Genomic DNA, 11,899 nt, shown 5'->3' on the forward strand with positions numbered 1-11,899 from the left:
GGATACAATGCTGCGGATCGAGGTTTTCAGCGAGGATCGGAACCAGCTCGGCGAAGGTCCACTATGGGATGTCGAGGAACAACGCCTTTACTGGTTAGATTCCTACGCGCCTGCGGTCTATTCCTGCGATGCCAAGGGCAACGACCGCAAAACCTGGAACTTGCCGGAGCCGGTTGGATCGTTGGCATTGCGCGAACAGGGTGGCGCTGTCGTTTCATTGCGCAATGGATTTCACACACTGGATTTCGAAACAGGGGCCGTTGGCCTGCTGCGTGAGACCCACCCGGGAGAGCTTCGTCCGCGCCTCAACGATGGAAAGGTTGACCGTCAGGGACGTTTTGTTGCTGGCTCGATGGATTTCGAGGAGCGCGATCCGGTCGGTACACTGTTCCGCCTTGATCCTGACCTTTCACTGCACACACTCGACACCGGCATCATCTGCTCGAACGGGCCGTGTTTCAGTCCCGACGGTTCGACGCTCTATTTTGCAGATAGTCATAAGAAGGTGATTTATGCATACAGCTATGACACCACTACAGGTAATGTCGGATCGCGTCGCGTGTTTACAACTCTTGACAGCCTACGCGGCTATCCCGACGGCGCAACTGTCGATGCGGAAGGCTACGTTTGGAGCGTCGAGGTTTATTCCGGGCGGCTCATTCGCTTTGACCCGAGCGGGGTGATCGATCGTATTATCGGTCTGCCTGTGCAATCGACCACGAGTATCACCTTTGGCGGGCCGGAGCTTGATATCGCCTTCGTTACGTCGATGGCTCGGCCCTTCAACAACCAATACCACCGCGAACGCGAGGCCGGATGCATGTTTGCTGTCCATGGGCTTGGCGTTCGCGGTTTACCGGAACCGCGTTTCAAGGGATAAGGGAAAGAACATGAAAATCGATGTGGTGGTGGACGTAAAGACTACGCTGGGTGAGGGCCCTTTGTGGGACGTTGAGCAACAGCGGCTCTACTGGATCGACAGCTTTGACGGCCGGGTTTTTCGTGCCACAGCAGATGGCCGGGAAATCCGCTGCTGGGATGTTCCGATGAAGATCGGCTCAATGGCGCTGCGCAAGGACGGCAATGGCGCGATTGTATCATTGGCGCGTGGATTTCATCTGCTCGATTTCAAGACCGGTGACCTCGAACTCATCCACGATCCCGAACCGGACAAGTCGGGTAACCGCATCAATGACGGCAAGGTCGATAAACAGGGAAGATTTATTGCCGGTTCAATGGACATGATGGAAAGCGGTCCGAACGGCGCGCTCTACCGTGTCGATCCCGACCTCAGTGTACATAAGCTCGATGATGGTATCATCGTTTCGAACGGCCCATGCTGGAGCCCGGATGGAAGTCTGTTCTATTTCGCCGACTCCTGGTCGGGTGAGATATGGGTCTATGATTATGATCAAGCCACCGGCAACGTGTCCAACCGCCGGACCTTTACCAAGGTCGATACCTCGACAGGAGGTGCTGCCGATGGCTCAACGGTCGATGCAGAAGGTTGCTTGTGGAATGCACAAGTCTACAATGGCAAGGTCGTGCGCTACCGGCCTGATGGAACGGTAGACCGCATTATCGATATGCCGGTGAAAAAAGTCACCAGTATTATGTTCGGCGGTCCGGACTTGGACATTATTTATGTGACATCCATGGCAAAGCCGCCATTGCCAAAATTTCCGGGCGATGGAGTCCTGCGCGGCAGCTTGTTTACAATCACGGGACTGGGGATCAAGGGAGTTTCTGAGCCGCGTTTCGCTGGTTGAACCAGCAGAGGATTTTTTGCAGCGATCTGCTATCCCCGCATTGCCTCTCTCGGATACTCAAGCGGTCGGAAATGGTTTGGAAATTCCGCGCAAGTTACAATAGCTCCGGGTGCTCGTCAGAAAAATTGACCGCATGGAAGCACCCGTGACCAAGGAGAAATCGGGTCCGTGCTAGAGCATCGTGCTGTTAATGTGGTGCATAACCTGCAGCCTTGAAGTAATTCCAGCATTCTTCAGGCTGGTAGAGATTGCAGATGTCACCGATGGCCTCGATGAGGAGATCAAAGGATCTGGCGACAGCCTTTCGCAAGTGTGCTTTCAGTTTTGAAAAGGCCATTTCGATCGGATTCAAATCGGGCGAATATTGCGGTAGGAAGAGCATCCAAGCGCCGCGTTGACGTACAGCGGCTTCGGCCTTGGCGCTCTTGTGAACCGAGAGATTATCAAGAATGACGACATCGCCGGGAGCAAGCGTCGGAGCCAGTTGCGTTTCGATGTAGATATTGAAGGCCTCCCGGTCCATTGCACCCGGGATCACCCAAGGGGCGGTCAGCGCATCATGGCGCAAGCCGGCAATGAATGTCTGGGTTCCCCACTTGCCGAACGGAGCACTGGCCTTGAGGCGCTTGCCCTTCTTTGTCCGCCCTCTTGGACGGGTCATTTTGGTGTTGACGGAAGTCTCGTCAATGAACACCAGCCGGTATGGTTGCCGCCGCATCCGCGGCTGCCTGCGGTTGATCCAAACCCTTCGTCGCTCGGCAACATCAGCGCGTGCGCATTCCGATGCCATCAGCTGTTTTTTTATATGTGAACCCGGCGCGGCAGAGCAGTTTGGAGAGCGATGCATTGGCCGCAACAACGTTCCGGTCCGCCTGCAACCGTGCCGCCAGTTCCGGCATGGTGATATCCGGCGTGGCTTCAACCACCCCAACCAGATAATCCAGATGATCCGCCAAAGGACCTTTGCCTGCTGGGCGGCCTTGCTTGCGGGGTCGCGGAGCGCCCTCGCTGGCTGCACGTGCGCTCCAGCGGATCGCTGAACTCACGCTCACCGCAAATCGCTGTGCGGCCGCTCGGCGCGAACTGCCTGCTGCAACCGCCTCAACAACACGAAGACGCAAATCCTCTGATCGACATATACCCATGAGACACCTCCAGGCTGGTTGAATCACAGTTCTTCGATCAACGGAAGACATCTGATTCACAGAATCAGCGTTCCGCTCTAGCTGCCTGGTTGCGAGACCTCATTGGCCTAGAGCATCGTGCCGTTAATGTGGTGCATAGCCTGCTGCCTTGAAGTAATTCCAGCATTCTTCAGCCTGGTAGAGATTGCAGATATCACCGATGGCCTCGATGAGGAGATCAAAGAATCTCGCGCGAGCCTTTCGTAGATGGGCTTTAAGTTTTGAAAAGGCCATTTCGATTGGATTCAAGTCTGGCGAGCAGGCCGGTAAAAAGAGCATCCAGGCACCACGTTCGCGGATGGCTGCTTCTGCGAGCATGCTTTTATGGGCAGGCAGATTATCAAGGATGACCACATCGCCAGGTTCAAGGGTTGGGCAAGTTGGGTCTCGATATAGGTATCAAAAGTGATGCGGTTCATTGGACCATCAATGACCCATGGTGCGGTCAGCCCGTAACATCGCAGACCGGCAATGAAGGTCTGACTTTTCCAATGTCCGAAGGGTGCATGGGATTTGAGCCGCTGACCTTTCAGGCACCGTCCACGCAACCGTACCATCCTGGTGTTTGTGCTGGTTTCATCCAGAAAGACAAGGCGATGGGTATTGTTCTGCATGACAGGTTGGCGGCCATGGATCCAGGTCTCACGGGCGTATCGGATGTCCGGTCGTTCTTGTTCGCTGGCCAGCTAGGTCTTTTTAAAAACGGTAGCCATTGCGCCGGTACCGGCGGGAGATCGCTGCAGGCGTGATCTGAACGCCCGAAGCAGCAAACTCTCCGGCAAGTTCCCGCATGGTAATATCATCCTTCTCGGCAATGCGGCGCACCGGAAAGGCCCGGTGCGGGTCCAGTTTCGAATATCGCCAGCCACCTTCCGGTTTGGCTGCAACGCTCCCGGTAGCGCTGAAAGAGGCCATCAATTTTACAGCAAACGATACCGAGACGCCAAAATGATGGGCAGCCGCATGACGGGAATGACCTGCCTCTACAAACCGCACTGTGCGTTGCCGAAGATCAAGCGAGCAAGCCTTGGTCATTGCAAATCACCTCCAGCAGGAAGTGAATCACGAAATCACATTTCAGAAAAGCATCTCGATTCTGTCAGAAAAGCCGACGCTCTAGCGCCAAAGAACGGGCTTGTTGCATTCAGGAGAGTGTGGACCCGATGCAACTATGCTTGGGGCAGGAGAGTGCACCGGGTCCGTGCTGACCATTATCCCCAGTCAGCCTTTAACCAACACGCACCAATCCAATAGGTTCCGGAAATCCCAGCGCCGACAAAGGGCTAGTTCAAAATCAGCGCTGGGATCGTTTTGCCGTCTCGGGGGGATGGCATAGACCAGTTAATTCAAATTTTATTAAATGTTCAAGATGGGCGGCCTAGCTCAATGTGTTTAGCTTGGGCTTAGGGTCGAGGCCCGGTTCCACCTGCTTCCTACGACAGATATCCCCGGGGCCCCACACTGTACTTGGCAGAGGCCAGCAGGAGCAGTCATAGCAACAGACAATGGGAATGGGAAGCAAAACCGGCCTGCCAATACACTAAGCGGCAGACCGGTTTCTTGCTGAAGTTTTGCGCCTGTCAGCTTGCAACACTCTGACCCAGTATCCTCAACAAGAGATTAAAGGTGAGGTCTGATGCTGGAACCTCTGGAGTGAAATCTGCATCAGACCTCTGCTGACCCGTAATCAGCACTCCCAACGTACAATAAATCATCACCAAGGAAAACATCTAGTGTTTACATCAGGGAGGGGCGCTAGTATCCTTTTCGCCCCCACAGTATCCGCAAACAGGGCTAAGCTTTATCGTATGTAAATGACGTGAGTAGTGTCGTCACGAAGTTGCTAGCTTTCTCTTTGACAAGCGTTTCTGTCCATTGATCCGAGCCCCGAAGCATTAATCCACTGTAGATATTGTCCACTGCTGCCTCTTCAATGCGCTTGATGTGAGATCTGAAAACACCCTCATCGCCCGTTTTATAGATATCTCGAACAACTATCCGTAGAATCTCCTGCATGGCAATTTGCCAAGCAGTATTGCTTGCGTGCAACTCACTACTTGAATCTGGCATTCAAACCTCTCTTTTGAGTATTCTGAGTTTGCGGGAAAGCTTCTGAAAGTCTCCGCTAGAAATGAAAAAGGCCAGACAATTGCCTGACCTTTTGGGTAATTTGCTTACGACAGTGCCAGTACATCCGTGATCAAAGGAAAGCGATTACCAACTATTAGATGGCTTGCAGGTTGCAAGCAGACATTTTACCGGACTTGTTGTCGCGTTCGAGTTCATATCCGACCTTCTGGCCCTCTACGATCTCACGCAAACCTGCTCGTTCAACAGCGGAAATATGGACAAACGCGTCGGTCCCGCCATTGTCTGGTTGGATGAAGCCGAAGCCTTTTGTGGAATTGAACCATTTAACTGTGCCAGTGGTCATAACGAACCCTTTCATAGCAATTATAGAGACCGCAATGCAAAAAAGCATAGCGGATGATGATTTCGATTTTGAAGGGGGAAGTTCGTCCAGGGCACGTTGCCATCGTGCGATAACAAAAGTCTAACAAGCAATATCGAGAACTGACAGTTACGCTGAATTCTTGGCCATGTCAAACTACCTTCAGATGGCCGGGCTCTGCTCATATATCTCCGGCAGGATTACTTCACAGTAAATAATTGTTGTGAGTACCTTTCCGATACGGCCTCGCTAGCGAGGTTAATGCGTCGCATCTTTCTCAATCCATCAAGTCGATGGTGCACGGCGCTTTGTATATCTCTCTAGCGCCGCGCTCTATCGCTCTTTCGTTGCTCGCGCTCCACGCGCCGTCGATGCAAGCGACTGGATTCCTTCACTCCCACTGCAGCCGTTGCCAATACCGCAAGCGCGGCGAAGGAGTGGAGGATCCATTCAAACCAATACAATGCATATCCTCATTTGTGTGGCGACAGGCGTGCAGGCTGCAAACAGGTGAAATTGTTAGTCTAGCCGAGCGGATTTCGCGGGAAGTAGGCGCATCCGAGCCAAGTTGCACCAACGCATCCAATTATAATGATGAGGTCAAGCATTTACACAGACTGCGACATCGAACGCGTCCGATCAAGTCACAATAATGTAAGAAACAATTTCAGCCAATGTTACGCCCCGCGCCGCAACTTGCCCTTGCGCTACTGCTCTGACTTGCCGGTTGATACTGGACGGCCAGCGGCCTCAACGTATATATCTGCTTCCTTGGCAGCTTCGATGAATGGCATGCGCGAAATACCAGCGACATGCAAGCGTCAGAACTTTCGGCGGTTTGTACCCACTTCCATCACTTGCTCACTGGGTGTCACTGATCCGGGTTGTCGACCTTACAGCCGATACCATGGCATCCTTGATAGTTGCCTTGAATGTCAAAATTCGGACTGCCGTCTTTATCGTACTGGGGCCGGTCATCGATGATGTTAGACCCGGCAGTGGATTCGAGATCTTTCAGTCGCCTCCGGTCTCTTCGATCCTGTCGTTCCAGGTCATCCATTGTGCGCTGCTGGTCGTCGGCTCGTTTCTGGTCTTGATTCATCATGCAGTCAGCAAAACTGTTTGATCCCTGTCGATAGCCATATGAAGCGCACTTATCCCGATCCATTGCTCGCTGGTCTTCAGAGCTGACGCAACCGGCAACAGCCAGCGGTACAAGCGCGATCAGAATATATCTCATGTTGAAACTGGGCATTCGTCCCCTCCAGATTGTTCGGCCCGATTCCGCACATCAAACATTCACATGCACAACGTTGTCAATCTATCCCTCGTTTCTGTCCTTCGGGATGAGGCGGCTCTTTTTTGCTTCCAGCTATTGAGTTTGGTCGAGCGCGTGAGGGGAGGGCTGCGCATCCGTCGATCTGTTCTGAAGTGGACTCAATACGACAAATGCGATCACAACAAGAGCCACCATTGCCACGAGTATCCAAGCTGCTTGTCTATTCATAGTATGCTCCTACGCCCTACGCCTCATATTGCCCTTGCGCCATTTCTCCGCCTTGCCGGTTGATACCGGACGGCCCGGAGCTTCGACGTAGATATCAGCTTCCTTGGCAGCTTCTATGAATGCCATACGGACAACGCCGGGAGACATCTCCCCGTCATAGCATTTGATCAGTGCATGCTTGGCAATGTCCAGCTTTTCGCTATCAGTTCCCGGCCATTCGTTCACAATGAACTCTGCCGCCTGCATGATGGAGGTTATGACCTTCATGCTCCCGACTTGGCGGGTCATCACGGTTACTTCTTTGAACGGTAAATCTTCCATGAGTCGGAGAACGACGCGTGCTGCCAATCGGTTCCGCTAGGACTTGCGCTCTATCTGGCCGTCCTTGAGTTCAAAAATCCCATCTTGTCCGCCTTGTCGGTCGAAATCGCGGGAAAGTTCACCCCAGTATCCGAGAAATTGGCCACACGTGCTGCATGCAATGGCCGTCGTTCCATTCACATCGTCCGGAATGTTAAGATAGATCGTTCCGCAATCCTTGCACTCCAGTTTGTGGTTCAGACGTCTCATGTTGCAATCCCCCAAGACCGCTTGCTTCAGACTCCATTACACCTTCGCCCGGTGCAATGGAACAACGGACGTTTGAGACTGTTGTCGCATTGAGAAGTGGAGTGTCTTCCGGTGAAAAAACAATCAAAAATGACCACACCAGCAAGGTGCTCCTGCTCAAACAGATGAGGGATCGCTCCTTCAAAGAAGCAATGGGCACCCGCTTCAGTATAATTCCCAATGATGACGTTTTTAGAGAGCTGCTGGACCGTCTGGAGGAAGCAGAGCCACGCCTGCGCTAAGCCCTTAAATACTTCATGAGTCGGAAAGGCTCTTGTTGCGAGTCAGTTCTGCGCGATCTATTCAGGCGCAGAACTGCCACTTCGAGATTTGCGCAATTCCTTCCTCTTCCGGCGCTCGGCGATACGCTTGTTCTTCTCTGCTTTGGCTCTCAATGCTCGCTCGCGATTGCAGGCCAAAGTTCCTAAAACGCCGGCGTCTGCAATGCCACGCTCCATGAAACTGCAGATGGTCGTTATTAGCCTGTCGCGCAATTCCTTGCTCAACGGCCGCTGCAAATCCAGTTGCGCCACATTCGGCTGGTCCTGACCGTTGTTGGCTGTGCGCTTATCGGTTTGAACCGAGAAGCCAGCGGTCACGCGGCGGATTCCGGACCACAATTCTTGTCGGATTGGCGGCGAATGTCGCGATGATCCAGGCAAATCTCCTTCTGGCTGCAGGTGCCAAGTCTGGCGGTTCCGATCTGGCCACGGATGTTCTGCGCTTTCCCTTGGGCATTCTGACTGGCGTGGGTTTCATTGCCGGCGGCGCTATCTTGAAGCGTGGTAATCTGGTCATAGGAGTTACAACGGCAGCCACAATATGGGTCGTGACCGCCATAGGCCTCGCCTTTGGTGGAGGACAGTTGGAGCTCGCAGGGGCAGCTGTGGCTATCACACTCCTGGTATTATGGATATTTAAATGGGCCAATCCACACATTCGCAGGGAGCATAAGGCCCTGCTTGCCATAAAGGTCGATAACGACAAGGATCCAGTGCCGGATATCGAGGCTCTTGTTGCGCCACTCGGATATACGACGAATTTCCTCAAGCTGGTCCGGAATGGCGACGGAGCCGGGATCGTTGTCACATTTGAAATACGGTGGCGAAGGGCAGGGACTGGCGCGCCTCCCACGGACTTGATTACAGCGCTGAGCAAGCATTATCCTGTCCTCAGTCTGGACACAGAAGGAGACATGGCCGGACAATAGATATCAGGCCATCTCTATGAAAGAAAACCACTGCCGTTCAGATTATAGGTTATCGAATCGCCGACTTCGCGCACTTGAAGCGTAAAAGCTGACGATGAATCCGTTATGCTGCACGGCGATCGTGGGTTCCTTCTTCGACTTCCTTGACAATTTTGTCGACAAACATGGGCAAGTCCTCGGGAGAACGGGAGGTAATAATCCCCTGGTCGGTCACGACGGCCTCATCTTTCCAACTGGCCCCGGCATTTTTAACATCTGTCTTGATTGACCAATAAGAGGTGGCATTCTTTCCGCGAAGAGCATCGGCTTCAACCAACAGCCACGGAGCATGACATATTGCGGCTACGGTTTTTCCTGAGCGAAGGAAATCTTTGACAATCCGCATTGCGTCATCGTCGCGGCGCAGAACATCCGGATTGATCTGTCCGCGGGGCAAAACCAAAGCGTCAAACTCGTCAACGTTAACGTCTGACGCCAACAGATCGACATGCATCACTTCTCGCGTAAGACCAAGATTCATAAATTTAACTTATGAAACAGTGTGTTAGAGTGAATATCACGATAATTGGTTAAAGCGCTTGATGCGAAACATTACAAACTTGGCGTAAAGCCAGCTTGTTTCTGTGAGAGCAGGTCGGTTCACCCACCTTATGCTTCCCGATGGCGAGCCAACATCTCCACGCTTGCATTTTCGATCGAGGTTGTCCTGCCTGGATCTATCGTCCAACGTTCTGTTCGCTGGTTGTCTGTCAACAGCCGCGATCTATGCCGCCAAACTGTTAAATAGGAGCTCTGTTGAGTGGTAATGAGTATTTGGGCAATAGTTATAAACATAAAAGCAATGAGCTCATTCATCGAACGTACCCCTCCGATGGTACGGACAAAACTGCCACTATTATAACTTTGCTTCCAATTGCTCGTCGCGGTTTTTACTGACCGAAGCCCTAAAATCCGCGTAGACCTCTTGTCGCAAGGTCCTGTTGCGATGCGCCTGCTTTACTCACGCATGTCACAGGCACGCGCTTGCAACTGCCTGATGGGCGCTGTTCATTTCTGTTTTCGTCTCTTTGTTGGCGTGCCTGTTCGTCCTCAGCGTTAACGAAAAACCTGATTCGCTATGAGAGCAGCCCTTGTCGTTGTCCCGGACGTGACGACGTCTTCTACCAATCACAGTTCTGAAAATCCTAAAAAAGTCACTTAAAATCCGTTGATTATTAAGGCGCAAAGGAGCTCAGCTTCTCCAGAAGCGTCTCGGAAATCCTGAACTGACGCGCCGTTCCACGCCCCATAGAGTTCTTCACGATCGTCTCTTCCAATATTCCCCGCTTCACCAGAAGATCAACGGTCTCTTTGACGCCACTGCGCGTTAAAGCCGTGATTTCCATTATATTGGAAAGGGTTAGCTGTTGGTGGGCCTGGTTCATGCTGTACAGGATTGTCATCATGCCAACCTGCTTCAACCTTGCCTGGGGCGTTTCGTCCTCAATGGGGTGATCGAGGATTTCATGCAGGATCAGCCCTGAAAAGGCGAGATTGTGCCATTGTGATTTAAGTGCTCTTGCCATCAGATTTTACTGTGTTATATAAGATAGTATAAACGCGCATGACCGGAGTGGCATCTCCAGTCTGTACTGTCTTCTACCGCTTCGGAGGGAGCTTTCCATGAAAAACCTTCTGCTCAGTTTATTGCTTGCGACCTGCAGCATAACACCACTCTATCTTGCTCCTGTTGTCAAAGCCCAGGCAAGTGATTGGGGATGTCAGGTTATCCTGTGCCTCTCCAATCCCGGTGGCCCCACACAATATGGGCAATGCCGGCCGCCGATCCAGAAACTCTGGCGGGAACTGGCCAGGGGCCACGCGTTCCCGACATGCAGCGGCGTTGGCTTTCAAAGTTCCCGTCCAGGCTATGAGCCCTACTACTGTGAAACGGCATACAGACTGAAAAGCGATTACGACAGGCGCGGACGCAAAGCAACCTGCGTATCGACAGCCTTGCTGCCTGTGCGCAGTGAAGTCTGCTCAGACAGAAGTGATCCTACGATCGACGGGCGTCCGGTTCTGTCGCCGCACTGGCGGCGGCAGGGGAACCGTTACCAGTGCGTTGGATATCCGACCAAGCGCCCGAATGTGCGATCGCAACCGCACTATGTCGATGTCAGCATCGATGGCAAAGATTCGCACAGGGTGTGGTACTGACCGATGGCCGCCGCTTTCATAGAAATCGCGCAAAGTTGCGCGCCGGTGATCGAAGTGCAGACGCTTGCAGGTGTCATCAGTCTGGAGAGTGGTTTTCAGCCCTTCGCCATCCGCACCAATAGCGGCAAACCCCTTGCCGCGCAGCCGACATCGAAAGCTGAGGCAATTGAACTTGCGACATCTCTCGTCGCCGATCACCAGGATGTCCAGATCGGTCTTGGCGCTATCAGCGTGGAGGAACTCCGCAAGCTGAAGCTCTCGATTTCGGAAGCGTTCGAACCCTGCCTGAACCTCAGGGCAACGGCCACTCTTCTCGATGGCTATTATCGGCTCGCCCTTCGAGGCGGCGCCACGGCGGCACAGGCCGAGACAGTGATGCTCCAGTCCTACTATGGCCGCAATGATCCCTCCCTCGGTGCCACGGTCAGGTATGACGAACAAGTTCGCCAGGAGATGAAGAAATTGGCTCCAAAGCTTGATGCTCTGGTCCTTGCGGAGCCGCATGAGCAGGCCAGATCTATCGATCGGTCCCACAGTCATGTTGCGCGGCCCCTGACAAAACCTCTTTCGCCAGCCACCGAAGCCGCGTCATGGGATGTTTACGGCTCCCGACGGCGATCATCGGTGCTTGTCTTCAACAACAACCAGCCGGAGCAAAGTGAATGAACCCGAAAACCGGTATTCGTCCTGCTGCAGCCTCTGTTGTCACGGCGATCACAATTGTCGCCTGCCTGGTTGAACCGGCATTTGCTCAAGCAGCCGGTATCGAAACAGTTCTGCAGAACATCGTTGACATGCTGACTGGCAACATCGCCCGTCTGCTGGCGGTCATAGCCGTGATCATCATCTGCATAGCATGGATGTTTGGCTACATGGATCTGCGCCGCGCCGGCTTCTGGATCATCGGTATCGGTGGAATCTTCGGTGCCACCGAACTGGTAAACACCATCGTCGGGAGTTGAGTTGAGC

The 11,899-nt window shown here is 53.1% G+C and carries 15 protein-coding genes and 2 pseudogenes; 7 read left to right on the top strand and 10 right to left on the bottom strand.

Annotation, left to right across the window (positions count from 1 at the left end):
- Positions 1-7 precede the first annotated feature (7 nt).
- Together ABKW30_RS06555 and ABKW30_RS06560 are read left to right on the top strand one after the other, a co-directional pair.
- On the top strand, positions 8-880 hold the full coding sequence (locus tag ABKW30_RS06555; protein ID WP_348597683.1) for an SMP-30/gluconolactonase/LRE family protein: 873 nt from the start codon (positions 8-10) through the stop codon (positions 878-880).
- A gap of 10 nt (positions 881-890) precedes the next feature.
- On the top strand, positions 891-1,769 hold the full coding sequence (locus ABKW30_RS06560) for an SMP-30/gluconolactonase/LRE family protein (RefSeq protein WP_348597684.1): 879 nt from the start codon (positions 891-893) through the stop codon (positions 1,767-1,769).
- Positions 1,770-1,956: 187 nt separating this feature from the next.
- Here the strand turns inward: ABKW30_RS06560 and ABKW30_RS06565 are convergent.
- From ABKW30_RS06565 to ABKW30_RS06595, 7 genes and pseudogenes are all read right to left on the bottom strand, one after another.
- A protein-coding gene (locus ABKW30_RS06565; protein WP_348597686.1) for an IS630 family transposase occupies positions 1,957-2,914 on the bottom strand; the annotation gives its coding sequence in 2 pieces (ribosomal slippage) (positions 1,957-2,562 and positions 2,564-2,914; 957 coding nt in all).
- Between the two features lie 123 nt (positions 2,915-3,037).
- Positions 3,038-3,988, bottom strand: a pseudogene (locus ABKW30_RS06570) (IS630 family transposase).
- Positions 3,989-4,747: 759 nt separating this feature from the next.
- Positions 4,748-5,023, bottom strand: coding sequence for a hypothetical protein (locus tag ABKW30_RS06575; RefSeq protein ID WP_348597688.1), 276 nt, complete (start codon positions 5,021-5,023; stop codon positions 4,748-4,750).
- Positions 5,024-5,177: 154 nt separating this feature from the next.
- Positions 5,178-5,387, bottom strand: coding sequence for a cold-shock protein (locus ABKW30_RS06580; RefSeq protein WP_348597690.1), 210 nt, complete (start codon positions 5,385-5,387; stop codon positions 5,178-5,180).
- Positions 5,388-6,276: 889 nt separating this feature from the next.
- Positions 6,277-6,660 carry a hypothetical protein gene (locus tag ABKW30_RS06585; protein ID WP_348597692.1) on the bottom strand — a complete coding sequence of 128 codons (384 nt, stop codon included), beginning with the start codon at positions 6,658-6,660 and terminating at the stop codon, positions 6,277-6,279.
- Between the two features lie 261 nt (positions 6,661-6,921).
- Entirely contained in the window at positions 6,922-7,200 is a 279-nt protein-coding gene (locus ABKW30_RS06590) for a DUF982 domain-containing protein (protein ID WP_348597694.1), read from the bottom strand.
- Between the two features lie 69 nt (positions 7,201-7,269).
- Positions 7,270-7,482 (bottom strand): hypothetical protein, encoded by a 213-nt coding sequence (locus ABKW30_RS06595; RefSeq protein ID WP_348597696.1) that lies wholly within the window; start codon positions 7,480-7,482, stop codon positions 7,270-7,272.
- Between the two features lie 101 nt (positions 7,483-7,583).
- Between ABKW30_RS06595 and ABKW30_RS06600 the strand changes: the two genes are divergently transcribed.
- Positions 7,584-7,763 (top strand): hypothetical protein, encoded by a 180-nt coding sequence (locus tag ABKW30_RS06600; protein WP_348597698.1) that lies wholly within the window; start codon positions 7,584-7,586, stop codon positions 7,761-7,763.
- Between the two features lie 57 nt (positions 7,764-7,820).
- Here the strand turns inward: ABKW30_RS06600 and ABKW30_RS06605 are convergent, their stop codons facing one another.
- Positions 7,821-8,120: a hypothetical protein gene (locus tag ABKW30_RS06605; RefSeq protein WP_348597699.1), complete on the bottom strand. Its 300-nt coding sequence runs from the start codon at positions 8,118-8,120 to the stop codon at positions 7,821-7,823.
- A gap of 50 nt (positions 8,121-8,170) precedes the next feature.
- On the opposite strand from ABKW30_RS06605, the gene ABKW30_RS06610 reads away from it, so the two are divergent.
- Complete coding sequence (locus ABKW30_RS06610) at positions 8,171-8,731, top strand: MgtC/SapB family protein (protein ID WP_348597701.1); 561 nt, start codon at positions 8,171-8,173, stop codon at positions 8,729-8,731.
- Positions 8,732-8,834: 103 nt separating this feature from the next.
- Here the strand turns inward: ABKW30_RS06610 and ABKW30_RS06615 are convergent.
- Both ABKW30_RS06615 and ABKW30_RS06620 read right to left on the bottom strand, forming a co-directional pair.
- Positions 8,835-9,218 (bottom strand): annotated as a pseudogene (locus ABKW30_RS06615) (DJ-1/PfpI family protein); the annotation flags it as partial.
- Between the two features lie 727 nt (positions 9,219-9,945).
- Positions 9,946-10,296 carry a MarR family transcriptional regulator gene (locus ABKW30_RS06620; RefSeq protein ID WP_348597703.1) on the bottom strand — a complete coding sequence of 117 codons (351 nt, stop codon included), beginning with the start codon at positions 10,294-10,296 and terminating at the stop codon, positions 9,946-9,948.
- Between the two features lie 97 nt (positions 10,297-10,393).
- On the opposite strand from ABKW30_RS06620, the gene ABKW30_RS06625 reads away from it, so the two are divergent.
- The 3 genes from ABKW30_RS06625 to ABKW30_RS06635 are packed head-to-tail and all read left to right on the top strand — an operon-like array spanning position 10,394 to position 11,892.
- Positions 10,394-10,930 (top strand): hypothetical protein, encoded by a 537-nt coding sequence (locus ABKW30_RS06625; protein ID WP_348597704.1) that lies wholly within the window; start codon positions 10,394-10,396, stop codon positions 10,928-10,930.
- Between the two features lie 3 nt (positions 10,931-10,933).
- Positions 10,934-11,596, top strand: coding sequence for a type IV secretion system protein VirB1 (locus ABKW30_RS06630; RefSeq protein WP_348597706.1), 663 nt, complete (start codon positions 10,934-10,936; stop codon positions 11,594-11,596).
- Complete coding sequence (locus ABKW30_RS06635) at positions 11,593-11,892, top strand: TrbC/VirB2 family protein (RefSeq protein WP_348597708.1); 300 nt, start codon at positions 11,593-11,595, stop codon at positions 11,890-11,892. The genes ABKW30_RS06630 and ABKW30_RS06635 overlap by 4 nt, the downstream gene beginning before the upstream one ends.
- Positions 11,893-11,899 lie beyond the last annotated feature (7 nt).

Source organism: Phyllobacterium sp. SB3, from assembly GCF_040009165.1.
In the GTDB taxonomy this organism is placed as follows: domain Bacteria; phylum Pseudomonadota; class Alphaproteobacteria; order Rhizobiales; family Rhizobiaceae; genus Phyllobacterium.